Genomic DNA, 24,678 nt, shown 5'->3' on the forward strand with positions numbered 1-24,678 from the left:
GCTCCGTATTTTGGTTATAAATATCTATTACAAAGCTATTTTTAAAGAATAAGACGCCTTGCTAGGATGCCTCCACCGGAACACCGGACTCCCCCGCATCACTCACGCTTCTGGAGCCGTCATGTCCGGTGCTGACAATTCCCATGGCCAGTATGTTGGCCTGCTGTTCCGCCAGCATTACGACTGGCTGCAAGGTCGCCTGCGCCGGCACCTGGAGTCCGGCGCCAGCGCCGAGGACCTGGCGGCGGAAACCTTCGTCCAGCTGCTGGCAAGCCCCGTACTGGCGCCGATCCGCGAGCCCCGCGCGCTGCTCACCACCATCGCCCGCCGCCTGCTGTTCCAGCTCTGGCGGCGCCGCGACCTGGAGCGCGCCTACCTGCAGAGTCTCGACCCCGAGGCCGCCGACGAGCGTTCGCCGGAGCAGATCGCCGAACTGCTGGAGGCGCTGCAACGCATCGACCAGTTGCTCGACGGCCTGCCGGCCAAGGTCAAGGCGACCTTCCTGCTGTCGCAGATCGACGGCCTGACCTACCCGGAAATCGCCCGCACCCTGGGCATCTCCCAGCGCTCGGTGAGCGACTACATGACCCGGGCCCTGCAACGCTGCCTCAAGGCCAGCCTGTCATGAGCCCGGAAGAACACCAGGCCCTGCTGATCGAGCAGGCCACCCGCTGGCTGGTGCTGCTGCGCTCGGGCCAGGCCAGCCGCGAAGACTGGGAAGCCTTCAGCGCCTGGCGCGAACGCGACCCGCGTCACCAGCAGCTCTGCGAGCGGCTGGAGCAGACCCTCGGCGCCTTCCGCGTGGCCCAGGCCCAGGGGGTGCGCGGCGAGCAATTGCAGCGCACCCTCAGCGCCGCCGGGGCCAGCCGCCGGCGTCTGCTGCGTGGCGCGCTGGTCGGCGCGGGCGTGATGCTTGGCGCCGGCTTGCTCGCCCAGCGGCAACTGCCCCTGGACGAGCTGAGCGCCGACCTGCACACCGCCACCGGCCGGCGCCAGCGCGTCAGCCTCGACGACGGCAGCGAGCTGGTGCTCAACGCACGCAGCGCCGTGGACATCGACTTCACCGACCAGCGCCGCGTGCTGCGTTTGCGGCGCGGGGAAATCCAGCTGCGGGTGGCCGGCGACCGCCGTCCGATGCTGGTCACCAGCCCCTTCGGCCAGGTGCTCAGCCAGGGCGGCCGGCTGCAGATGCGCCTCGGCGAAGAGCACTGCACCGCCCTGGCGCTGGACGGCGCGCTGGACCTGGCCACCCTGGCCGGCGAGCGCCTGCAACTGCCGCGCCGCCAGCAGGTGAGTTTCGACCGCTACGCCTTCGCCCGGCCCACGCCCCTGCTGGGTGGCGAAGGCGCCTGGGTGGACGGCCTGCTGGAGGTGCGCAACCAGCCCCTGGCGGAGGTACTCGATGCACTGCGCGCCTACCGCAGCGGCGTGCTGCGCGTCGATCCGGCAGTGGCAGGGCTGCGCGTCAGCGGGCTGTTCCGCCTGGACGACAGCGACCAGGCGCTGGACGCCCTCGCCCGCACCCTGCCGATCCGCGTCGCGCGGCGCACGGACCTGTGGGTCAGCGTCGGGCCGGCCTGACAGCGCGCACTGCCGGTGCGGTTCTAACGACATAACCAATCGATCTGCAAGGTTCCCGCGGGCCGTTGCACAGAGATGACGTAAGCGCCGCCCTTTGCGGCGCATCCTCTGGGGGAGTCATGTCGCGTCATTTGAAGTTCACTCGCAAGGCCGGGGCCTTCGCCCTGGGTTCGCTCGCCACCCTGTTCCTCGGCTCGGCGCTGGCCGCCGGGCCGTCGCAGGCCTACCACATCGCCGCGGGGCCGCTGGATGAAGTGCTGCTGTCGATCAGCCGGCAGAGCGGCCAGGTGATTTCCTTCACCCCGGACGTGGGCCGCTATTCCTCGGCGGCGGTCGACGGCACCTACTCCGCGCAACAGGCGGTGGACGCGGCGCTGCGCGGCACCGGCCTGCAGCTGCAGGTCAGCGAGGACGGCGCCTTCGTCATCCGCAAGGCGGCGGGCGGCGCTCAACGGGCCAGCGGCGCGGCGGCGGAATCGGCCGTGCCGACGCTGGACCGCGTGGTCGCCATCGGCACCCGCCGCCAGGACGCCACCGCGCTGACCAGCAGCGCGCCGGTGGACGTGATCGACGCCAGCGAGCTGGTGCAGACCGGCGCCACCAGCCTCAACCAGGCGCTGTTCCAGTTGCTGCCCTCGTTCAACTTCCCGCAGAACCAGAGCGCCACCCGCGGCCAGGACCCCAAGGGCGCATCGCTGCGCGGGCTGTCGCCGGACCAGACCCTGGTGCTGGTCAACGGCAAGCGCCGACACGCCTCGGCGGTGGTGAACATCTCCGGCGGCGTGCCCTTCATCGGCGCGCAATCGGTTGACCTGGACATGATCCCCATCAGCGCCATCGACCACGTCGAAGTGCTGCGCGACGGCGCGTCGGCGCAGTACGGTTCCGACGCCATCGCCGGAGTCATCAACATCGTCCTGAAAGAGCGCGACAGCGGCGGCCAGGCCAACGCGCAACTGGGCAAGTACAGCCAGGGCGACGGCTTCGGCAAGTCCGCCGACGGCTGGTACGGCCTGGCGCTGCCCGGGGACGGCTTCCTCACCCTGAGCTTCAACGGGCTGAACAACAAGCCCGACGACATCGGCGAAACGTACTACGCCGACGGCCAGCGGCAGGACCCGCGCTGGGGCGGCGCGAGCCGGGAGAAGTTCAACCTGGCGGCCAACGGCGAAGTCGGCCTGAGCGACGCCTGGCGCCTCTACAGCTTCGGCACCTTCGGCCGCGACACCTCGTACAACAACACGCCGCCGCTGCTCGCCAGCAGCCCCAACAACGTGCCGGAGATCTACCCCAACGGCACCATCCCGCAGTACCGCTACCACTACGAGGACGCCTCGCTGACCTTAGGCTCGCGCTACGACGACGAAGCCCTCGGGCGCTTCGACCTGTCCGCCACCTATGGCCGCGACAAGCACACCGAGCGTGCCTCGGACACCGTCAACCCGAGCTACGGCGTGGCCAGCCCGACCAGCTTCGACGTCGCCACGCTGACCAACGAGCAGACCAACCTCAACTTCGACTACAGCCGCGACGTCCCCGTGGACTGGGCGTTCAAGCCGCTGACGCTGTCCGCCGGCCTGGCCTGGCGCGACGAGCGCTATCGCCTGGAGGACGGCGACTTCGCCTCCTACTCCTTCGGCGGCATCGATGGCGTGCAGGTCGGCGCAGTGCAGGCCTCGGGGCTGACCCCGGACGACGCCGCCACCTATACCCGCCAGGTCCGCGGCCTGTACCTGGGCCTGGAGAACCAGCTGACCGAGCGCTTCCAGTTCGGCCTCGCCGCCCGTACCGAGCACTACTCGGACTTCGGCGACACCACCACCGGCAAGCTCTCCGCGCGCTACGAACTGACCCCGCAACTGGGCCTGCGCGCCACCATCAACAACGCCTACCGCGCGCCCACCCTCGGGCAGATCGGCACCTCCTGGACCACCACCACCAACGTCGGCGCTGACGGCAACCCGGTGCTGACCCGCATGCTGCCGGTGGACAACCCGGCGGCGCGCGCCCTCGGCGCACAGCCACTCAAGCCGGAGAAGTCCGACAACTACTCCCTGGGCGTGGTGTGGCGGCCCAGCGAGCAGGCGTCGCTGACCGTGGACGCCTACCAGATCGATATCCGCGACCGCATCCTCTACAGCGGCGGCATCTTCGGCCCCGAGGCCGAGCGCATCCTCACCGAGGCGGGCTACGGCCAGTACAGCTGGGCGCAGTTCATGACCAACGCCGCCGACACCCGCACCCGCGGCGTGGATGTGGTCGGCAAGTACAACCTGGAGCTGGGCGCCTACGGCAACCTGGCGCTCTCCGCCGGCTACACCAAGACCCGCACGCGGGTGCAGAAGATCCACGAGAACCCCAACGGCTTCGTCACCGTCACCCGCGAATCCGAGGGCTACCTGGAACACGGCTACCCCGAGGACAAGCTGGTGCTCGGCGCCGTGCACAGCATCGGCCCCTGGACCTTCAGCCTCTACGAGACCCGCTTCGGCCGCTACCGCAAGTACGCCGCCGACGCCAGCGCGTCGCAGTACGACCAGACCTTCTCCGCGCAGTGGGTCACCGACCTCGACCTGAACTACGCGTTCAACCGCAGCCTGAAGGTCTCGGTGGGCGCCAACAACCTCTTCGACAGCCGCCCGGACAAGTACAACGACCAGCTGCGCCAGACCCCGGCCCAGCAATACAGCTACCTGTCGCCGGCCGCGCCGGAAGGCACCTTCTACTACACCAAGCTCACCTACGACTTCTGACCGCAACGGGCGTGCCCTGGCACGCCCGCACCATCACCTGCACGAGGAAACCCTGCATGCAATCGTTCAAACGCTGGTTCGGCGGCGCCGCCCTCGCCCTCGGCCTGCTGGCCGCCGGGGCCCAGGCCGCCGACGAGAGAGCCCCCATTCATTTCGGCGAACTCACCTGGGAAAGCGGCAGCCTGATCACCGAGGTGCTGCGCGTGCTGGTGGAACAGGGCTACGGCTATCCCACCGACACCCTGCCCGGCAGCACCGTCAGCCTGGAAGCGGCCCTGGCGCGCAACGACGTCCAGGTCATCGGCGAGGAATGGGCCGGGCGCAGCCCCGCCTGGGTCAAGGCGCAGGCGGAGGGCAAGGTGTTCGGCCTGGGCGACACGGTGAAGCACGCCGACGAAGGCTGGTGGGTGCCCGAATACGTGATCAAGGGCGACGCCGCGCGCGGTATCGCGCCCCTGGCGCCGGACCTGCGCTCGGTGGCCGACCTGCCGCGCTACCACGAGGTGTTCCGCGATCCCGAAGCGCCGGACAAGGGCCGCTTCCTCAACAGCCCCACCGGCTGGACCTCGGAAATCGTCAACTCGCAGAAGCTCAAGGCCTACGGCCTGACGGACAGCTTCACGAACTTCCGCACCGGCTCCGGCGCGGCTCTGGACGCCGAGATCGCCTCGTCGATCCGCCGTGGCAAGCCAGTGCTGTTCTACTACTGGTCGCCCACCCCGCTGATGGGCCGCTACAAGCTGGTGCGCCTGGAAGAACCGCCATTCGACGCCGAGGCCTGGAAGACCCTGAGCGATGCGAAGAATCCCAACCCGCGCGGCACCCGTTCGATGCCGGCGCGGCTGTCGGTGGGCGTCTCGGCCGCCTTCCACCGGGACTACCCGGAGCTGGTCGCGGTGTTCGAGAAGGTCGACTTCCCCATCGGTCTGCTCAACGCCTCCCTGGCGAAGATGAGCGAGACGCGCCAGCCGCCGCGCGAAGCCGCCCGTGACTTCCTCCGGGCCAACCCGCAGGTCTGGCACCCCTGGGTCAGCGACGAGGTGCGCAGCAAGGTCGAGGCCGCGCTGTGAGTTCGAGCTTTCCCCAGGGGCTGCACCACTCCATCGCCGCGCCGGTGAACCAGTGGGTGGACAGCCTGGTACTGAACTACGGCGACCAGTTGCGACAGCTGTCCGACAGCCTGCTGCAACTGGTCACGCTGCTGGAGAACCTGCTGCGCCTGCCGCCCTGGTGGCTGCTGCTCACGCTGCTCGGGCTGCTCGCCTGGCACGCCGGGCGCAGCTGGAAGCGCGCCCTGCTGCTGGTGGCGCTGCTGTTCCTGATCGGCGTGGTCGGGCTCTGGGACAAGCTGTTGCAGACCTGCGCCCTGGTGCTGGTGGCCACCGGCCTGTGCGTGCTCATCGGCGTGCCACTGGGCGTGCTGCTGGCGTACCGGCCCCTCGCCCGCCGCGTACTGATGCCGCTGCTGGACGTCATGCAGACGCTGCCCAGCTTCGTCTACCTGATCCCGGTGCTGATGCTCTTCGGCCTGGGCAAGGTGCCGGCGATCTTCGCCACGCTGATCTACGCCCTGCCGCCGCTGGTGCGCCTCACCGACCTGGGCCTGCGCCAGGTCGACCCGTCGGTGCGCGAAGCCGCGCGCTGCCTGGGCGCCAGCCGCTGGCAGCGGCTGCGCCACGTGGAGCTGCCGCTGGCGCTGCCGAGCCTGATGGCCGGGCTGAACCAGACGGTGATGATGGCGCTGTCGATGGTGGTGGTCGCCTCGATGATCGGCGCGCGCGGCCTGGGCGAGGATGTGCTGGTGGGCATCCAGACCCTGGATGTCGGGCGCGGCGTGGAGGCGGGCCTGGCGATCGTCGCGCTGGCCGTGGTGATCGACCGGGTGACCCAGGGGTACGGACGGGCGGCCCGCTAGCGGGCCCCGGGAAGGATTCCTCCGGCAGTCGTCACGCGGGACTGCCGGAGGATGGCTCGATCGAAGGCTCGGTCAAAAAAGAGGTCAGTTGCTCGCCACGTCCGGCTGCCACACCGGCACCGCGCGGGCATCCACCGGCTTGGGCAGCAGGCCTTCGGCGAAGAAGGCGTCGGCGATGCGCTGCTGCTCGTCGAGGCCGTCGGCGCGCACCGGCTGCACGTCGTAGCTGCGGCGGGCGTTGGCCTGCTCGACGGTGGCGACGTCCAGGTTGCCCCACAGCGGGCCGAGTACCTTGGCGGCGTCGGTCGGGTGTTCCTTCACCCAGCGGCCGGTTTTCTGCAGCTGCGCGAAGACCTGCTTGAGCACCTCCGGGTGCGCCTTGGCGTAGGCGGTGGAGGCCAGGTAATAACGCTGGTAGCTGGCCAGGCCTTTCCCGTCGGCGAGCACGCGGGCGTTCTGCTGGCGCTGGGCGCTGGCGACGTACGGGTCCCAGGTCACCCAGGCATCGACCTTGTGGTTCTCGAAGGCGGCGCGGCCGTCGGCGGGCGTCAGGTACGCCGGCTGGATATCGGAAAACTTCAGCCCGGCCTTCTGCAGCGCGGCGATCAGCAGGTAGTGGCTGCCGGCGGCCTTGGTCACGGCCACGCGCTTGCCCTTGAGGTCGGCCAGCGACTTCAGCGGCGAATCCTGCGGGACGAGGATCGACTGCGCCGTGGGCGACGGGGTTTCGCGGGCGAAGTAGGTCAGTTGCGCGCCGGCGGCCTGGGCGAACACCGGGACGGTATCGGCGACGTCGGCGGACAGGTCGACGTTGCCCACGTTGAGCGATTCCAGCAGCGGCAGGCCGCTGGGGAATTCATGCCAGGTGACCTTGATGCCCTGCTTGCCCAGCTCGCGCTCCAGGCTGCCCTGCGCCTTGACGACGGTGAGCAGCGTGGAGGATTTCTGGAAGCCGATGCGCAGGGTCTCTTCGGCCTGCGCGGTCAGGGCACCGAACAAGGCGACGGAGGCGCTCAGGCCAATGGCGAAACGGCGCAGGAACAGGGGGCGGGACATGGATACGGCTCCTCGGAGACGGAGTGGCCGCTCGCTGAGCGAGGGCGGACCACAGGACTGGTCAGGTAAGGCGAGATGACTCCGGTGGTCCGGTCGACTGAGGTTACAGCTATAAAAAACAACGAATAAATAATTTCTGGTTCTTAACTAATGCCGGCGTCGGCAGCGCCCGGCCAGCATGCAACCCGCGGCAGGAGGGGCCATGCCCCCTGCGCGCGGGTCGCTGATGGCGGGTGAATTCGCCCGTTAGTGGAAGGAGCCGGCGAACGAGGTGTCGATCACGCTGGAGGTATCGAAGGCCTTGGGCAGTGCCCCGGTCTGCAGGAGGAAGTCGGCGGTGCTTTGGTAATCGGCGGCCGCCTTGGGGTCCACCGGGCCGACGCTCATCGCCGCCTGGCCGATCCAGTGACGCGAGACGGACTGGTCGAGGTTGGCCTTTTTCGCCCAGATGTCCGCGTACTGCTCCTTGTGCGCCTCGACCCAGGCACGGGCCTTCTGCAGGCGGCCGAGGAAGTCGGCGATCTGCGCGCGCTTGGGCTCGATGGAGTCGGCGTTGGCGGCGATGCTCGACAGCCCCGGCATCAGGTTGCGGGCGGTAAGGATCGGGCGCGCGCCGGAGAACACGATCTGCTGCGAGATATACGGCTCCCACACCGGGAAGGCGTCGATGCTGCCCCGCGGCAACGCGGCGGCGGCGTCGATGGGCATCAGCTTGACGAACTCCACGTAGTCGCTGGGCAGGCCGGCCTTTTCCAGCGCGCGCAGGGTCAGCTGCTGGCTCCAGGCGCCAGGCCAGTAGGCGACCTTCTTGCCCTTGAGGTCGGCGATGGTCTTCACCGGCGAGTCCTTGGGCACCAGCAGCGCGATGGTATCGGGGTTCTGCCGGGAGATGCCGATGAGCTTCACCGGCGCGCCCTTGGCGGCGAGGAAGATGAACCCCGAGTCACCGAGAAAACCCAGGTCCAGCGCGCCGGCCTGCAGGCCCTCGGCCACCGGCGCGGCGGACTGGAAGTGCTTCCAGTCGACGGTATAGGGCGCGCCTTCGAGCACGCCGGACGCCTCCATCGAGGCACGCACGTTGTAGTAGTTCTGGTCGCCCACCCGCAGGGTCGGCAGGTCGGCGGCCTGGGCCAGCGGCGCGCCCAGGATCAGCGCGGCGATCGTGGCGCGCAGGCGTTGCTTCAGGTTCATCGAAAGGCTCCTCAGCCGGCGCGCCGCAGTTGCGGCAGGCGGGCGATCTGTTCATGGATGGCGGGAATCAGGCCCTGGCCGTAGCGCACGGCATCGCCGAGCGGGTCGAAGCCACGGATCAGGAAGGTGGAAACGCCCAGGCGGTAGTACTCGCCCAGCGCGGCGGCGACCTGTTCGGGCGTGCCGACAAGGGCGGTGGAGTTCCAGCGCGCGCCGGTGAGGCGGGCCACGCCGGTCCACAGGCGGGTGTCGAGCACGTCGCCCTGCTGGGCAGCGGCCAGCAGGCGCTGGGAGCCGACGTTCTCCGGCTGGTGGTCGTTGAGCGGCAGGCCCAGGCGCGTGCGGTTCTCGCGCACCTGTTCGAGGATGTCGGCGGCGCGCTTCCAGGCCGCCTCTTCGGTGTCCGCGACGATGGGCCGGAAGGACACCGAGAAGCGCGGGTCGCGCCCCTGCGCCTGGGCGGCGGCGCGCACACGGCGGATGTGCCCGTCGACGGCCGCCAGCGGCTCGCCCCAGAGCATGTAGGTGTCGGCGTGCCGCGCGGCGACCTCGATGGCGGCGTCCGAAGAGCCGCTGAAGTAGATCGGGATGTGCGGCTTCTGCCGTGGGCGCACCGCGGGCGAGGCGCCCTGGAAGCGGTAGAACTCGCCGCTGAAATCCACCGGGGACTCGGCGGTCCAGATCTGCCGCAGGGCCTGCAGGTATTCGTCGGTGCGGGCGTAGCGGCGGTCGTGGTCGAGGTAGTCGCCGTCGCGCGCCAGGTCTTCGTCGTTGCCACCGCTGACCACGTTGAGGGCCAGGCGGCCATCACTGAACTGGTCGAGGGTGGCGAGCTGGCGGGCGGCCAGCGGCGGTGCGATCACGCCCGGCCGGTAGGCCAGCAGGATGCCCAGCCGGCTCGTAGCGGCGGCGACGAAGGAGCTGACCACCGCGCCCTCGGCGGCATTGCTGAAATAGCCCACCAGCACGCGGTCGAAGCCGGCGTCCTCATGGGCCTGGGCGAACCGCCGGACGAACCCGGCATCCACCGCCTCCCCCAACGGCTGATCCACCTCGGAACTCGGGGTGGCGGTGATCATGCCGAGAATTTCCACGCTCACTGTGTTGCCCTCGCCTGGCCGCGGCATCGCACCGGCGGCTTGCGTTATAAGAAAAACGCCCTGTGTGGCGTCGTTCTTAGAAGCTATAGGCAAGTTCTTCATGATGGAAATTCATTTTTGTCATATCCTAATATGCTAATTGCGCATATTTTGATGCCACCAACTTGCGCGCCGAGTTTTTCGCTGTTTGTAGGAGCGAGCTTGCTCGCGAACGGGGCCGCGACGACACCATCCGGGTGAACCAGCGAGCGAACGGAGTTCGCGAGCAAGCTCGCTCCTACAAGCCCAACCCGCGGCGTCACCTGACCGCAGACCGTAGGGCGCATAACGCACCAGCGTTATCCGCCACAGGAAATCGGCGGATAACCCGTTCCGGGCTATGCGCCCTACGTGCGGATCGCCACGTCTTTCACCTTGGCGTAGGAGCAACTGTCTTCGGTCCGTGCCTGTGTTTCCCTCTCCCTAACCCTCTCCCTGAAGGGAGAGGGGACTGGATCGGTGCCGGCTGAAACTGTGGCGTCAGCCCCGTAGGGCGCATAACGCACCAGCGTTATCCGCCACAAGGCAATCGGCGGATAACCCGTTCCGGGTTATCCGCCCTACGTGCGGATCGCCGCGCCCTTCTCCTTGGCGTAGGAGCGGACTTTGTCCGCGATGGGTTCGCATCGCGCCGGACACCCTCGCGGACGGAGTCCGCTCCTGCACACCTGCACGCGCCTAAGGGGCTTTTCGTAGGACCGAGGGGGACGCCTAGTCCTTGCTCGCGAACAGGGCCGCCACGGCGCATCCGGCCACACACCGAGCGCGGGCGGTTCGCGAGGATCGTCGCGGCGTCGGGCGCACAACGCGCCCAGCATTATCCGCCGCGAGGTGATGGGCGGATTCAGGCCGGCGAAATATCCAGCCCGCTGGCCACCGCCGCGCCGAACAGCTGCGCCGGGGTTTCCAGGTTGCCGAGCAGGCGCGGGCGCACCAGCCAGAGCTGGATCAGCGGCTGGAAGTCCTCCAGCTGCAACACCCGCAACTGCTCGCGATAACGGCTGCGCCCCAGGGCCGGCGCGGGCACCAGGCCCAGGCCGCGGCCCTCCGCCACCAGCCCGAGCTGCAGTTCGCTGCCGAAGGTTTCCAGGTTCAGTTGCAGCCCCAGGCCCTGGTCGGCCAGGGCGCGCTGCAGGCCGGCGCGAAACCCGCACCCGTCCGGGTTGAGCACCCAGCCCTGCTGGTAGCAATCGAGCAGGCGGCGGGCCTGCACGTCGCTGTCTTTCGCCGCCACCACGCACAGTTCGATGCGGCCCAGCGGCGTGGCGCCCAGGTCATCGGGGAACACCTTGCTCGGCGGGAACAGCACCACCGCCGCGTCCAGCTCGGCATTCTCCAGCCGCGCCAGCAGGTGGCTGCCCCAACCGCTGCTGACCTGCGCGCGCAGCTCCGGGTACTCCTCGGCCAGGCGGCGCAGGGCGTCGAGCAGCACGACTTCGCCGATGCTCTGCGGCACGCCCAGGCGCAGCACGCCGCTGGGGGCGCTGTCGCTGGCCACCAGCTCGCGCAGGCCGTCCACCTCGCGCAGCACCCGCAGGCACTGCTCGAACACCCGGCGCCCGGCGGCGGTGGGCTTGAGCGGCTTGGTGTTGCGGTCGAGCAATTCCACCGCCAGGGACTCCTCCAGGCTCTGCACCCGGCGGGTGATGGCCGACTGCGTCAAGCCGAGGCTTTCGGCGGCCTGGCTGAGGGAGGCGTTGCGGATCACGGCGACGAAGGCGTCGATGTCATCGATCTTCATGAAACGGGCACCAATTGCATTTCTCGCATATTAGCTTAGATTCAAAATGCATTTCAGGAATAAAAAACCGTTTGATACCGTAGCGCCAAACCCGACCGGAGTGAATCTTTGCGCATGCCAGCCCCTCTGCGCCTCGACCGCCTGCGCCAGTTCATCGGCGACCTCGCGGCCCTCATCGACAGCCAACCCGACGAAGCCGCGCTGCTCGCCCAGGCGACCCCGCTGCTGGCCGACCTGGTGCGCCACGACGACTGGCTGCCCGAGGACTACGCCCGTCCCGATCCGCAGCGCTACCAGCAATACCTGCTGCACGCCGACTCGCGGCAGCGCTTTTCCGTGGTCAGCTTCGTCTGGGGCCCGGGCCAGCGCACGCCGGTGCACGACCACCGCGTCTGGGGCCTGATCGGCATGCTGCGCGGCGCCGAGTATTCGCAGCCCTTCGCCTTCGCCGCGGACGGCAGCCTGCAGGCGGCCGGCGAGGCGCATCGCCTGGAGCCGGGCGAGGTGGAAGCGGTATCGCCGTGCATCGGCGACATCCATCAGGTGAGCAATGCCTTCAGCGACCGCGCCTCCATCAGCATCCACGTCTACGGCGCCAACATCGGCGCGGTGCGACGTGCCGTATTCAGCGCCGACGGTGAAGAGAAACCCTTCATCTCCGGCTATTCCAACAGCCAGTTGCCCAATATCTGGGACCTGTCGAAAGAGAACCCCGCATGAGTCAGATCACCCGCCGCTCCTTCCACGACATCCGCGCCGCCCTCCTCGCCCGCCAGGAATTGGCGCTGCTGGATGTGCGCGAGGAAGACCCGTTCGCCCAGGAGCACCCGCTGTTCGCCGCCAACATCCCGCTGTCCAAGCTGGAGCTGGAGGTCTACGCCCGCGTGCCGCGCCGCGACACGCCGATCACCGTCTATGACGATGGCGAGGGCCTGGCTGAGGTCGCCGCGCAACGCCTGCTCGCCCTGGGCTACAGCAACGTCGCCCTGCTCGAAGGCGGCCTCGCCGGCTGGCGCGCGGCCGGCGGCGAGCTGTTCAAGGACGTCAACGTGCCGAGCAAATCCTTCGGCGAGCTGGTGGAAGCCGAGCGCCACACGCCGTCGCTCGCGGCGGAGGAAGTGAAAGCGCTGCTCGACCAGCAGGCCGACGTGGTGGTGCTGGACGCCCGCCGCTTCGACGAATACCAGACCATGAGCATCCCCGGCGGCATCAGCGTGCCGGGCGCCGAACTGGTGCTACGCGTGGCCGAACTGGCGCCGGACCCGGCCACCCGCGTCATCGTCAACTGCGCCGGGCGTACCCGCAGCATCATCGGCACGCAGTCGCTGGTGAATGCCGGCATCCCCAACCCGGTCTCGGCGCTGCGTAACGGCACCATCGGCTGGACCCTCGCCGGGCAACAGCTGGAGCATGGCCAGGCGCGGCGCTTCGCCGAGGTGTCGGCCGACACCCGCCAGGCCGCCGCCCTGCGCGCCCGTGCCGTGGCCGACCGGGCGCAGGTGGCGCGCATCGACCGCGCCGGCCTGCGCCAGTGGCAGGCCGACGCCGCCCGCACCACCTACCTGTTCGACGTGCGCACCCCGGAGGAGTACGAAGCCGGCCACCTGCCGGGCTCGCGCTCCACCCCCGGCGGCCAGCTGGTGCAGGAAACCGACCACGTCGCCAGCGTGCGCGGTGCGCGCCTGGTGCTGGTGGACGACGATGGCGTGCGCGCCAACATGAGCGCCTCCTGGCTCGCGCAGATGGGTTGGGAAGTGGCGGTGCTCGACGGCGCAGGAGCTGCCGATTTCAGCGAGACAGGCGCCTGGAGCGCCCCGCTGCCGGCGAAGCCGCAGGCCGAGACCATCACCCCGCAGACCCTGGCCGACTGGCTGCGGGCGCCGGGCACCGCCGTGCTCGACTTCACCGCCAGCGCCAACTACGTGAAGCGCCACATCCCCGGCGCCGCCTGGGCCCTGCGCAGCCAACTGCGCCAGGCACTGGCCACGCTGGGTGACGCCGACCGCTACGTGCTCACCTGCGGTACCAGCCTGCTGGCGCGCTTCGCGGTGCCGGACGTGGCGGCGCTGACCGACAAGCCGGTGTTCCTGCTCGAGGGCGGCACCAGCGCCTGGGTGGCCGCCGGCCAGCCGACCGAGGAAGGCGAAAGCCTGCTGGCGGCGCCGCGCATCGACCGCTACCGCCGCCCCTACGAAGGCACCGACAACCCGCGCGAGGCCATGCAGGGCTACCTCGACTGGGAGTTCGGCCTGGTGGAGCAACTGGGCCGCGACGGCACCCACGGTTTCTACGTGATCTGATGCGCCAGCGCTCGCCTGCCCGTTCGCGGGCGGGCGAGCCAGACAGTCGCCCTTCGCCTCAGCTCGCCAGCAACTCGCGCAGGTGCCGGTTGATGGCCTGGGGCTTTTCCAGCATCAGCTGGTGACCGCAGCTCTCCAGCACCTCGAACTGCGAATTGGGCAGCCGCTCGTGCAGCGCCCGGGCGCGCTCGGCCGGCGTCAGGCCGTCGCTGTCGCCGGAGACGATCCGCACCGGCAGCAGCAGGCGCTCCAGTTCCCCCTCCGGCAGCCAGGACGCCTGGCTGACCAGCGCCTTGAACACGTCCAGGCGGTTGTGGCGCGTCAGGCGCTCCTCGTAGTCCACCAGCTCCGGGTCGGCGTCCGCGTGCCAGGCGCGCTCGCGAAAGCCCTTCGCCAGGACCGGCCGCAGCCACTCCAGCAGCCACGCCGGCAGCGACAGCAGCCCGCCGCGTCCCAGCGGCCGCGCGAGCTGGGTGCCCAGCAGCAGCGCCGCGTCGATCAGTTGCCCCTGCCCTTCGGCCTGCAGCCGGAGCAGGCTGCTGATGCTCAGCCCGGTGCCGAACGAATGCGCGGCGAGGATGTTGCGCTCGCCGGCATGGCGCCGCAGCACCGCCACCTGGTCGGCCACCAGTTCGTCCCAGGCGTAGTCCGCCGCGCGCCGGGGCTTGTCGCTGGCGCCGTGGCCCAGCAGGTCCCAGGCCACCAGGCTGTAGCCGGCGGCCTGCAGTTCGCGCCACTGCTCGCGCCACTGGTCCTTGTTGCCGCCACCGCCGTGGGCGAAGAACACCACGGTGTGCGGGTGGCTGTGCCCCTGGCTGTACGCCAGGCTGATGCGCCGGCCGGGGCGGATTTCGATCGGCTCGCCGCGTACGCGGGGCAATTCCTGGGTCCAGTGTTCAGCCATGCAGGGCAACCTCCTTCGAATGGGCCAGGCCCAGGTGATCACGCAGCGTGGTGCCGCTGTAGCGCCGGCGAAACACACCGCGCTGCTGCAACTGCGGCACCACCTGGGCAACGAAATCGTCGAGGCCGCCGGGCAGGTACGGCGGCATGATGTTGAAACCGTCCGCCGCACCGGACTCGAACCACGCCTGCAACTGGTCGGCGATGTCCGCGGCGGTGCCGGCGACCACGCGATGGCCGCGCGCGGCGGCGATCCGCTGGTACAGCTGGCGAATGCTCAGGCCCTCGCGCCGCGCCAGGTCCAGCAACAGGTGCTGGCGACTGACGCCGGACTCGGTGGGCGGCAGTTCCGGCAGCGGGCCGTCCAGCGGCCATGGCGACAGGTCGAAGCCGCCGGCCACGTCCGACAGCAGCGACAGCCCCACCACCGGCTGCACCAGCTCCTGCAACTGGGCGCGGTGCTCGTCGGCCTGCGCGCGGCTGGCGCCGAGGATCGGCAGCACCCCGGGCATCACCTTCAGCGCGTCCGGGTTGCGGCCGTGGCGCGCCACCCGCTGCTTGATATCGCGGTAGAACGCCTGGGCGCCGGCCAGTTCCGGCTGCGCGGTGAACAGCACCTCCGCCTGCCGCGCCGCCAGTTCCCGGCCGGCTTCCGACGCGCCGGCCAGCACCTGCACCGGCGCCACGCCGCGGGCCGCCCAGCGCTCGCGCACGCGCTGGAGGAAGTCCTCGGCCATGCGGTAGCGGCAGGCGTGCTCGTAGTGGCGGTCGCGGCCGAAGTTGCCGGCCTCCTCGGCGTTGCTCGAGGTCACCAGGTTCCAGCCGCTGCGGCCGCCGCTGAGGGATTCCAGGGTGGCGAAGGTGTCCGCCACGTTCGCCGCGTCGTTGTACGAGGAGGTGACGGTGGCCACCAGCCCGATGTGCCGGGTGCTGACCGCCAGATGCGCCAGCAGCGTCAGCGGCTCGAAGTGCTCGGTGCGCGCCATGCGGCTCAGCGCGTCCAGGCGCCCCGGCAGCATGGCCAGGGTGTCGGAGAGGAAGATCGCATCGAAGCAGCCGCGCTCGGCGGTGCGCGCCAGCGCCCGGTAGTGCTCCACGTCCAGCCCGCCAGCGGCGTGCGCGCCGGGGTGTCGCCAGCCCGCCAGGTGATGCCCGGTGGCCATGAGGAATGCGCCCAGCGCCATCTGCCGTGGCGCCGTCATGCGGGCTCCTCCACGTCGCGCAGCGGATGCGCGGCGAGCAGCCGGCGCGTGTAGTCGTGGCGCGGCGCGCGCAGCACCTGTTGCGCCTCGCCCAGTTCGACGATGCGCCCGCCCTGCATCACCGCGATGCGGTCGCACAGGCGCGCCGCCACCTGCAGGTCGTGGGTGATGAACACCAGGCTCAGGCCCAGGTCGCGCTGCAGCCGTTCCAGCAGTTCCAGCACCTGCTGCTGCACCAGGGCATCCAGCGCCGACACGCATTCGTCTGCCACCAGCACCTTGGGCTGCAAGGCCAGGGCGCGGGCGATGCCGATGCGCTGCCGCTGCCCGCCGGAGAAGTCCCGCGGGTAGCGCTCGAAGGCGGCGTCGGGCAGGCCGACCTGCTGCAGCAGCTCCCGCGCGCGGCGCTCCGCCTCGCTGGCGGAAACCCCATGGGCCAGCGGCCCGGCCATGATCTGCCGGCCAACGCGCTGGCGCGGGTTGAGCGAGGCGAAGGGGTCCTGGAAGACCATCTGCACCTGCTGGCGCAGCGGGCGCAACCGACGCTGCGAGAGGGACGCCAGGTCCGTGCCACGCAGCAGGATCTGCCCGCCGTCCGGGCGCAACAGGCGCACCAGCGCCCGCCCAAGGGTGGTCTTGCCCGAACCGGATTCGCCGACGATGCCCAGGCATTCGCCGGGGCGCAGGTTGAACGAGGCATCGGCCAGCGCGGTGACGCGGCGCCGGCGCCACAGGCCCTGGCGACTGTCGTAGTGCTTGTGCAGGCCGCTCACCTCCAGCAGCGGCGCGACGTCCGCCTCGAAGCGCCGTGGGCGGCGCTGGCCGGGTGCGAGCGCCGCCAGCAGCTGGCGCGTGTAGGGATGCTGCGGCGCGTCCAGCACCTGGCGCAACGCGCCCTGCTCCACCGCGCGGCCCTTTTGCATCACCAGCACGCGGTCGGCGATGGCCTCCACCACGGCGAAGTCATGGGTGATCAGCAGCACCGCCATGCCCTTCTCGCGGCGGATGCGCCGCAGCAGGTCGAGCACCTGGGCCTGGGTGCTGACGTCCAGCGCCGAGGTCGGTTCGTCGGCGATCAGCAGGGCCGGCTCCAGCGCCAGGGCGATGGCGATCACCACCCGCTGGCGCTGGCCGCCGGAGAGCTGGAAGGGATAGGCGTGGTAGAGGCTCTGCGGCTCCGGCAGGCCGACGTAGCCGAGCAGGTCGAGCACCCGCTCGCGGCGCTTGGCCGGCGATGCCACGCCGTGGGCGCGCAGGCTCTCGTCGACCTGCCGGCCGATGCTCATCAACGGGTTGAGCGCGCTCATGGGCTCCTGGAACACCATGGCGATGTCCTTGCCACGCAGCTCGCGCATGCCGGCCTCGCTGCGCCCGGCCAGGTCCTCGCCGCGAAAGCGGATGCTGCCGGCCACCGGCGTCAGATGCGCCGGCAGCAGGCGCAGGATGGCGTTGGCCAGCATCGACTTGCCCGAGCCGGATTCGCCGACCACGCAGAGCACTTCGCCGGCCGATAGGTCGACGGACAACCCGTTCACCGCGCAGGCACGGTCGCCGCCGGCCGGCAGGTCGATGCGCAGGTCGCGTACTTCCAGCAGTTTCTCGCTCATGGGCGGCCTCCCTGGCTGCCGGTTGTCTGCACCGCTTCGCGCAGCGCCTCGCCGACGCGCTGCACCGAGAGCACCGTGAGCAGGATCGCCACGCCCGGCAGCAGGCTCATCGACGGCGCCTCGCGCAGCAGGTTGCGCGAGGCATTGATCATGTAGCCCCAGCTCATCGCCTCCGGGTCGCCCAGGCCGAGGAAGGCCAGCGCGGCTTCGGTGAGGATGGCGGCGGCGAGGATGAAGGTGAGGCTGACCAGCAGCGGCGACAGCGCGTTGGGCAGGATCTGCACGAAGACGATGCGCACCGGCCGCTCGCCCAGCACCAGCGCCGCCTGGACGAACTCGCGCTGGCGCAGGCTGAGGAATTCGCTGCGCACCAGGCGCGCCACCGGCGGCCAGGCCACCAGCGCCAGGGCCAGCACCACCGAGCCCACCGAGGGTTCCATCAGCGCCACCAGCACCACCGCCAGCACGAGCTGCGGGATAATCTGGAAGCACTCGGCGATGCGCATCAGCAACTCATCGACCCAGCCGCCGAAATAGCCGGCGGTGGCGCCGATCAGCAGCGCCGGCAGCAGGGTCGCCAGGGTCGCCAGCAGCCCCACGGTCAGCGAGGTGCGCGCGCCATAGAGCAAGCCGGTGGCGATGTCACGGCCGAGCATGTCGGTGCCCAGCCAGTGGCTGGCATCGCTGAACGGCGGCACCAGCGGCCGCGCCAGCATCTCCCAGGGCGAAGCCGAGCACAGCCAGGGCGCCAGCAGCGCCGAGGCGGCCAGCAGGACCAGGAAGCCGGCGGCGAGCAGCGCGCCGGGCCGGGCAAACGCGCGACGCAGGCTCATCGCACCTCCCCCGCCGCGCCGATGCGCGGGTCCAGCAGGCGGCACAGCAGGTCGGCGAGGAAGTTGAACGCCACCACCAGGCAGGAGATCACCAGGAACACGCCCAGCAGCAACGCATAGTCGCGCTGGCTGAGCGCGTCGTAGAGCAGCCGGCCGATGCCCGGCCAGGCATAGACCACCTCGATCAGCAGGGCGCCGCTGGCCAGTTGGCCGAGCTGCAGGCCGGCGAAGGTCACCACCGGCACCAGCGCATTGCGCAGCACGTGGTCCAGCAGGATGCGCCCCTCGCCCAGCCCCTTGGCGCGGGCCAGGCGCACGTGTTCCTGGGGCAGGATGTCGAGCATGGCGCTGCGCGTCAGGTGCACGTACATCGCCAGCGACAGGAAGCTCAGCGACAGGCACGGCAGCAGCAGGTGGCCGAGGCGGTCCGCCCACCAGGCCCAGCCGCTCAGGTCGGCGCCGACGCTCTGCATGCCGAACGCCGGCAGCCAGCCCAGCTGCACGGAGAACAGCAGCACCAGCAGCAGCGCCAGCCAGAAGGGTGGCGTGGCGAACAACACCCAGACGGCGCGGCCGATGAAGCGGTCCAGCCGGCCACTGCCCTGCTGGCTGCGCGCGGCGAGCACGCCCAGAGTCACGCCGAGGGTGAGCGACACGGCAAAGGCCGAGCCCATCAGCAGCAGCGTGGCGGGCAGGCGCTCGGCGATCAGTTGCCAGACGCCTTCCTGGTTGCGGTAGGAGTAGCCCAGGTCGAGGTGGGCGATCTGCGCGAGGTAGCGCCACAGCTGCACCGGCAGCGGCAGGTCCAGGCCCATCTGGCCGCGCAGCCGGGCGATGTAGTCGGCATCGTCGCTGCCCGCCTCCCCCGCCATCAGCAGCGCCGGGTCGCCCGGTGCCAGGCGCAGCAGCAGGAAGGCGCCCACCAGCACCGCGACGATCAGGGCCAGCGCACGCCCCAGGCGCGCGCCGGCGTACAGCAGCACATTCATTGCTTGGCAGGCTCCAGGTAGACCTCGGCGTAGCTGTCGTTGAGGCTGGTGGCGCTGCGGATCAGGTTGTGCACGCGCTGCTGGTAGAGCGTGGGGAAGCGCATCTCGAAGATCGGCGCGATCGGCAGGTCATCGTTGAGCTTGCGCTCCAGTTCGCCATACACGGCCTGGCGCTGCGGGCCCTCGGGCGTGTTGGCGACGCGCTGCCAGAGCGCGTCGGCGGCGGCGTCGCTGTAGCCGGTGATGTTGGCAAACGGCGAGGTCTTGAGGAGGTAGTCGGTGCGGTACAGGTAGGCCGTGGTCAGGTACGGGTCGCCAACCTGGAAGATGAAATTGTAAGTCAGGTCGAAGTCCCAGTCGCTGGCGCGCTGGTACCAGGTGGCGGCGTCGGAGGTGGCCACCTGCACCTTGATGCCCAGCGGCTGCAGCGCCTGCTTGGTGTACTCGGCCAGGCGCTCCCAGGCGCCGCCCTTCTCGCCATTGAGCAGGCGCACCCGCAGCGTGCTGACGTCCACGCCGGATTCGGCGATCAGCGCCTTGGCCCTGGCCGGGTCATAGCCGTACTGCGGCAGCTTCGGATCGTGGAACGCGCCGAGGAACGGCCCGGCTGCCACGCGGCCGGTGCCGAAGAAGATGTTGTCGACGATGAACTGGCGGTTCAGCGAATAGAGGATCGCCTGGCGCACCTTGGGGTTGTCCAGGCCCGGCTTGCGGGTGTTGATCTGCAGGAAAGCCAGCCCTGGGTACAGCTCGTAGCCCTTCTCCGAGGCCTCGACGCCCGGCAGCTGCGACAGGCGCTTGAGGTCGGCGTAGTCGGCGTCGCCGCTGCGCAGCACCTGCACCTCGCCGCGCTCGAAGGCCGCGGCGCGGGCGGCGGCGTCGGGGATGACGTGGTAGACGATGCCGTCCAGGTACGGCAGGCCCTGGTGCCAGTAATCCGGGTTGCGCGCCAGGCGGATGTAGGCGCCGCGCTTCCACTCCTGGAAGACGAACGGCCCGGTGCCCACCGGCTTGAGGTTGTACGGGTTGCTGCGGTAGTCGGTGCCGGCATACAGGTGCTTGGGCACGATGGGCCGCAGGCCGCTGCCCAGCGCCGACAGCAGCGGCGAGAAGGGCTTCTTCAACTGGAACACCACCTGGTCGGCACCCTTGGCCTGCACGCTGGCCACGTACTCGGCGAAGAGACTCGCCATGCGCTTGTCCACCTCCGGATAGAAGTCCTGGAAGCTGAACACCACGTCGTCGGCGCTGAAGGGCTGGCCGTCGTGCCATTTCACGCCCGGTTGCAGCTCGAAGGTGTAGGTCAGGCCGTCCGCCGACACCGTCCAGCGGCGGGCCAGCACCGGTTGCGGCTTCAGGTGGGTGTCGAAGGTGATCAGCCCTTCGAGGATCTTGCCGCCGACGTACTGGGTGGCGACGTGGCTGACCACCGCGTGGGACAGCGACGGCGGCTCCGGTTGCGCCACCAGGTCGAGCTGGCCGCCGCGGGTCGGCTCCGCCACGGCGGCGCCCGCCATGGCCAGGCCGGCCGCCAGCAGGCCGGCGAGCAGCCGGGCATGGCGAGGGCGTCGGGGCGCGCGGCGGAAGGTGGGACTGGACATGGAAGCTCCTGCAGGATCAGCGCCGCGAATCGGCTTTGCAGGGGCTTGAGCAAGCGCTGTGCCATGGGCCCGCAGGCCCTTCGCTGCGGGCTTTGCGGCACGCCTGCGAAGGGCCGCTGGTGCAAATCACACAGTGCGGGCGGCGCATTGCCTGAAAAGCAGCAACCTGGCCGGATGAGCAGCGCATGCGGGGGTGCTCTGGGCTTTCTAGGCGGTGGCATGATGCTGTTCGCGAGCAAGACTAGGCGCCCCCTCGGTCCTACGAAAAGCAGGCGCTGTGGCGAACCGGAGCGCGCGACCAGGGCGACTGGCACAGGGTTTGCGACTAGTCTGCATCTTCTACGTGGAGCGGCAGCGCATGACCCAGGACTATCTCGGCAACCCCATCGACAGCGAGCGCGCAGATACCCGCCAGGCCATCGATGACTTCACCGGCGGCGTGCTGGCCTACCAGACCCGCGCGGAAAACATCCTCGCCGGCGCCGAGGCCGACCCGGCCTCGGTACTGGCCAACGCCTTCGCCGGTCTGCTGATGATGTTCGCCGAATCGCCGCAGGCACCCAGCCTCGCCGCGCGCTACCTGCAGCGGGCCTGGGCGGCCGGCCCCGGCATTCCCCGCGCCGAACGCTATACCACGCTGCTCGCGGCCTGGAGCGCGGACGACCTGCCCGAGGCGCTGCGCCTGAGCGAGCTGTTGCTCGACGAGCACCCACGCGACCTGCTGGCGGCCAAGCTCAACCAGTATTTCGAATTCAACCGCGGCAACGCGCCGGCCATGCTGCGCATCGCCCTGAAAGCCGTGAAAGGGGCCGAGGATGTACCCCAGGCCTACGGCATGCTGGCCTTCGCCTACGAACAGTGCCACCTGCTGGAGGAAGCCGAAGCCACCGCGCGCTACGCCCTGCAACTGCTGCCGAGCGAACCCTGGGCGCAACACGCCCTCGCCCACGTGCTGCTGACCCGCGGCCGCATCGAGGAAGGCACGCAGTTCCTCGAAGAGGCCAGCGCCGGCTGGCAGGGGCTCAACTCCTTCATGTACACCCACAACTGGTGGCACCTGGCGCTGTTCCACCTGGCGCGCGGCCACCAGCAGCGCGTGCTGGAGATCTACGACCGGCACGTCTGGGGCATCTTCCCCGAGTACTCCCAGGACCAGATCGGTGCGGTTTCGCTGCTGGCCCGCCTGGAGTTCGCCGGCATCGACGTCGGCCCGCGCTGGGAGGCCCTGCTGCCCTACCTGCGCGAACGCCGGGCGGATGTCGTGCAGCCCTTCCTCAGCCTGCAGTACCTCTACGGCCTGGCTCGCGCCGGGCAGGACGAAGCCGGCGAACTGCTCGATGCGCTCAGGCACCAGGCGCGGCAGGCGCCAGAGTTCAGCCGCGCCGCCTGGGCCGAGGTCACCCTGCCCGCCGCCGAAGGCCTGTACGCCCATGCCCGTGGAGACTATGCGCTGGCCGCACGACGCCTGGGCCAGGCCTTGCCGCGCCTGGGCGAGATCGGCGGCAGCCATGCCCAGCGCGACCTCTTCGCGCTCATCGAGCTGGACGCGCAACTGCGCGCCGGGCACTGGCTGGCGGCGCAACAGACGCTGGAACTGCGCCGCCGCTACGACGCCCAGGACGTGCCGGGCAACCGCCATCTCGAGCGGGTCTACACCGCCCTCGGCCTGCCCCAGGAAGCCGCCCGCGCCGCCCGCCGGGTGAAGCGTGCGCTGGCGGAGAATCCGTATCTGAGCGCCCGCTGAAATCCGCTGTGGGAGCCGCTGTTGCCACCGGATAGATCTGTGTTTGCGCGTTCCCCTCACCCCAGCCCTCTCCCCGAGGGAGAGGGGGCAGATCGTGCCGGCGGGTGGTGGGGTTTCATCCTGCACCGCCCAGTCCCCTCTCCCGCTCGCGGGAGAGAGTCAGGGTGAGCGGCTGTTGATCGTGTAGGAGCGAGCTTGCTCGCGAACCGCCCTGCAGCAGGAGAGCGCCGACATTTCCGGGTTGGAGCAACTGTCGTCATCTGAAAGTCCGTGCCGATGCATCCCCCTCACCCCAGCCCTCTCCCTCAGGGAGAGGGAGCAGTCCGAGCCGCCTGACGTCACGGTTTCATCCTGCGCCGAACGGTCCCCTCTCCCGCTCGCGGGAGAGGGTTAGGGTGAGGGTGAGGGGCTGTTGATCGTGCAGGAGCGAGCTGGCTCGCGAACCTCCCTGCAGTAGGAGTACGCCGACATTTCCAGGTAGGAGCGGACCTTGTCCGCGAAGTCTCACCCTTCACGCCAGCATTCAAGGATGAGCGCCCCAAACGGAACGGGCGCCATGCCCGGTGCATGCCGAAACGTGACAGTGCCGCCGCGACGGATTTCGCGGACAAGGTCCGCTCCTACGCTCTGCCCCTGCAGCGCCGGCGTTGACCTGTAGGAGCGAGCTTGCTCGCGAAGCGCTTGACACCGCGACTGGCCTGTTCGCGAGCAAGGACTGGGCGTCCCCCTCGGTCCTACCGGGTGCGGGCCAGGTACACACCCCGCGCAATCGCCCGCGCCACGCAATCGGCGGCGGCCGAGCCGATGCGCGACAGCTCCACCTGGCGGCGCTGGCCGTCCACCAGTTCGACCGCGCCGGAAGCCATGGCGAACAGGCTGTCGCCATCGAACGGCAGGTGCGCCGGGCGCACCGCGCGGGCGATGCCGTCCTGGGCCATGATCGCCAGGCGCTTGCACTCGGCCGTGGTCAGCCGCGCGTTGCACGCCACCACCGCCAGCGTGGTGTTGGCGCCGGCCTGCAGGCGCCCCATGGAGTCCAGCCGCGACAGCTCCGGCATCGGCTCGCTGCAATCCATGCGCTGGGTCGGCACGCGTCCGCCGAATTCGCCGCTCTGCTCCCAGGGCCAGGCCCAGAAGGTTTCGCCGTCGGGCATGTAGACGCTGCCGATGGGATTGGCCACCACCAGCGCGCCCACCACCAGGCCGTCGCCCAAATCCAGCGAGGCCGAACCCAGCCCGCCCGGCAGCACGCCGGCCATGGCGCCGCGCCCGGCGCCCACCGCGCCGAGGGCGAACTCCACATCCAGGTTGGCCAGCGCCTCGCGGCCCAGCTCGCGATACGGCGGGTCGATGCCCCAGGCCTTGTCGCCGCCATTGGCGAGGTCGTGCAACACGGCTGCCGGCACGATGGGAATGGCCGGCGCGCCGGCCTTCAGGTGCAGGCCGACATCGCGCGCAGAGAGCTCCGCGCTCACCCCATCCGCCGCGCCGAGGCCGAACACCGAGCCGCCGGAAAACACCAGCGCATGCAGCCGCCCCACCATGTTCTGCGGCTCCAGCGCGGCGGATTCGCGCCCGCCCGGGCCGCCGCCGCGAATGTCGACGCTGGCGGTCCACACGCCGTCCGGGCGCAACACGGTGACCCCGGTGCGCACGCGCTCATCGGTGGCGTGGCCGACCAGCAGGCCGGGGATATCGGTGATCAGGTTGCGCGGGCCAGGTCTTGGCATGCGTCTCTCCAGGCAGCAAGGGAAAGCAGCCTCCGAGCAAGGCCTGTGCCAGTGCGCAGCCGGGCGGCCGAGCCCGCACGCACGCCGGTTGCTGCAAATGCAGCATTGCCCCCTCGCGCACGGCCCCCTCGCCACCGGCTGGGAGAAAAGCAACAGCCTGGCACCGCGCTGCTGCAAACCCAGCAGGGAATTTCCGCTAGCCCGTGCAAGCCCATGAAACACAAGGCCTTTCCGGGCTGGCACAGCGCTTGCCTTGTCAGCGCCATGAGCTTGAGCCTGCCTTCCGACTGAACGCGACCAGTCCCTCCCAGCAACAAGCCGTTCGCCAACGCGGCCCCGATGCCGTCGACACGATAACCCGCAGCGGCCACCCAGACGGGCGCCAGCCGGGAG

The 24,678-nt window shown here is 69.9% G+C and carries 19 protein-coding genes; 8 read left to right on the forward strand and 11 right to left on the reverse strand.

Annotated elements, in window-relative coordinates:
- Window positions 1–121: 121 nt before the first annotated feature.
- From N0B71_RS25380 to N0B71_RS25400, 5 genes are all read left to right on the forward strand, one after another.
- On the forward strand, window positions 122–628 hold the full coding sequence (locus tag N0B71_RS25380; protein ID WP_259755701.1) for a sigma-70 family RNA polymerase sigma factor: 507 nt from the start codon (window positions 122–124) through the stop codon (window positions 626–628).
- The gene (locus tag N0B71_RS25385; protein ID WP_259755702.1) at window positions 625–1,581 is read left to right on the forward strand and encodes a FecR domain-containing protein; all 957 of its coding nucleotides are present in this window, start codon (window positions 625–627) and stop codon (window positions 1,579–1,581) included. Before N0B71_RS25380 ends, N0B71_RS25385 begins: the two co-directional genes overlap by 4 nt.
- 119 nt (window positions 1,582–1,700) lie before the next feature.
- Complete coding sequence (locus N0B71_RS25390) at window positions 1,701–4,334, forward strand: TonB-dependent receptor (RefSeq protein WP_259755704.1); 2,634 nt, start codon at window positions 1,701–1,703, stop codon at window positions 4,332–4,334.
- A gap of 56 nt (window positions 4,335–4,390) precedes the next feature.
- Window positions 4,391–5,404, forward strand: coding sequence for an ABC transporter substrate-binding protein (locus N0B71_RS25395; RefSeq protein WP_259755705.1), 1,014 nt, complete (start codon window positions 4,391–4,393; stop codon window positions 5,402–5,404).
- Window positions 5,401–6,249, forward strand: a complete 849-nt coding sequence (locus N0B71_RS25400; RefSeq protein ID WP_259755706.1) for an ABC transporter permease — start codon at window positions 5,401–5,403, stop codon at window positions 6,247–6,249. Before N0B71_RS25395 ends, N0B71_RS25400 begins: the two co-directional genes overlap by 4 nt.
- Before the next feature lie 84 nt (window positions 6,250–6,333).
- On the opposite strand, the gene N0B71_RS25405 is transcribed toward N0B71_RS25400, so the two are convergent.
- The 4 genes from N0B71_RS25405 to N0B71_RS25420 form a co-directional block, all read right to left on the reverse strand.
- Window positions 6,334–7,305, reverse strand: coding sequence for an aliphatic sulfonate ABC transporter substrate-binding protein (locus tag N0B71_RS25405; protein ID WP_259755707.1), 972 nt, complete (start codon window positions 7,303–7,305; stop codon window positions 6,334–6,336).
- A 246-nt stretch (window positions 7,306–7,551) separates the two neighbouring features.
- Window positions 7,552–8,496: an ABC transporter substrate-binding protein gene (locus N0B71_RS25410; RefSeq protein ID WP_259755708.1), complete on the reverse strand. Its 945-nt coding sequence runs from the start codon at window positions 8,494–8,496 to the stop codon at window positions 7,552–7,554.
- A gap of 11 nt (window positions 8,497–8,507) precedes the next feature.
- Window positions 8,508–9,575 (reverse strand): LLM class flavin-dependent oxidoreductase, encoded by a 1,068-nt coding sequence (locus N0B71_RS25415; protein ID WP_259755709.1) that lies wholly within the window; start codon window positions 9,573–9,575, stop codon window positions 8,508–8,510.
- A gap of 904 nt (window positions 9,576–10,479) precedes the next feature.
- A complete protein-coding gene (locus N0B71_RS25420; RefSeq protein ID WP_259755711.1) occupies window positions 10,480–11,376 on the reverse strand; it encodes a LysR family transcriptional regulator in 897 nt (298 codons plus the stop codon).
- A 114-nt stretch (window positions 11,377–11,490) separates the two neighbouring features.
- Here N0B71_RS25420 and N0B71_RS25425 point away from each other — a divergent pair, with 114 nt between their 5' ends.
- Together N0B71_RS25425 and N0B71_RS25430 are read left to right on the forward strand one after the other, a co-directional pair.
- Window positions 11,491–12,096 (forward strand): 3-mercaptopropionate dioxygenase, encoded by a 606-nt coding sequence (locus N0B71_RS25425; protein WP_259755713.1) that lies wholly within the window; start codon window positions 11,491–11,493, stop codon window positions 12,094–12,096.
- Complete coding sequence (locus N0B71_RS25430) at window positions 12,093–13,676, forward strand: rhodanese-related sulfurtransferase (RefSeq protein ID WP_259755715.1); 1,584 nt, start codon at window positions 12,093–12,095, stop codon at window positions 13,674–13,676. The genes N0B71_RS25425 and N0B71_RS25430 overlap by 4 nt, the downstream gene beginning before the upstream one ends.
- Window positions 13,677–13,734: 58 nt before the next feature.
- Here N0B71_RS25430 and N0B71_RS25435 read toward each other — a convergent pair whose 3' ends face one another.
- The 6 genes from N0B71_RS25435 to N0B71_RS25460 are packed head-to-tail and all read right to left on the reverse strand — an operon-like array spanning window position 13,735 to window position 20,811.
- A complete protein-coding gene (locus N0B71_RS25435) occupies window positions 13,735–14,580 on the reverse strand; it encodes an alpha/beta fold hydrolase (protein ID WP_259755717.1) in 846 nt (281 codons plus the stop codon).
- On the reverse strand, window positions 14,573–15,781 hold the full coding sequence (locus N0B71_RS25440) for an LLM class flavin-dependent oxidoreductase (RefSeq protein ID WP_259755718.1): 1,209 nt from the start codon (window positions 15,779–15,781) through the stop codon (window positions 14,573–14,575). The genes N0B71_RS25435 and N0B71_RS25440 overlap by 8 nt, the downstream gene beginning before the upstream one ends.
- Window positions 15,778–17,388 carry an ABC transporter ATP-binding protein gene (locus N0B71_RS25445; protein WP_259755720.1) on the reverse strand — a complete coding sequence of 537 codons (1,611 nt, stop codon included), beginning with the start codon at window positions 17,386–17,388 and terminating at the stop codon, window positions 15,778–15,780. The genes N0B71_RS25440 and N0B71_RS25445 overlap by 4 nt, the downstream gene beginning before the upstream one ends.
- On the reverse strand, window positions 17,385–18,221 hold the full coding sequence (locus tag N0B71_RS25450; RefSeq protein ID WP_259755721.1) for an ABC transporter permease: 837 nt from the start codon (window positions 18,219–18,221) through the stop codon (window positions 17,385–17,387). Before N0B71_RS25450 ends, N0B71_RS25445 begins: the two co-directional genes overlap by 4 nt.
- The gene (locus N0B71_RS25455) at window positions 18,218–19,210 is read right to left on the reverse strand and encodes an ABC transporter permease (protein WP_259755722.1); all 993 of its coding nucleotides are present in this window, start codon (window positions 19,208–19,210) and stop codon (window positions 18,218–18,220) included. Before N0B71_RS25455 ends, N0B71_RS25450 begins: the two co-directional genes overlap by 4 nt.
- On the reverse strand, window positions 19,207–20,811 hold the full coding sequence (locus tag N0B71_RS25460; protein WP_259755724.1) for an ABC transporter substrate-binding protein: 1,605 nt from the start codon (window positions 20,809–20,811) through the stop codon (window positions 19,207–19,209). Before N0B71_RS25460 ends, N0B71_RS25455 begins: the two co-directional genes overlap by 4 nt.
- Window positions 20,812–21,169: 358 nt before the next feature.
- Between N0B71_RS25460 and N0B71_RS25465 the strand changes: the two genes are divergently transcribed.
- A complete protein-coding gene (locus tag N0B71_RS25465; RefSeq protein WP_259755725.1) occupies window positions 21,170–22,555 on the forward strand; it encodes a tetratricopeptide repeat protein in 1,386 nt (461 codons plus the stop codon).
- 734 nt (window positions 22,556–23,289) lie between these two features.
- On the opposite strand, the gene N0B71_RS25470 is transcribed toward N0B71_RS25465, so the two are convergent.
- A complete protein-coding gene (locus N0B71_RS25470) occupies window positions 23,290–24,285 on the reverse strand; it encodes a P1 family peptidase (RefSeq protein ID WP_259755726.1) in 996 nt (331 codons plus the stop codon).
- Window positions 24,286–24,678 lie beyond the last annotated feature (393 nt).

Origin of the sequence: Pseudomonas sp. GCEP-101 (assembly GCF_025133575.1) — a bacterium.
In the GTDB taxonomy this organism is placed as follows: Bacteria; Pseudomonadota; Gammaproteobacteria; order Pseudomonadales; family Pseudomonadaceae; genus Pseudomonas; species Pseudomonas nitroreducens_B.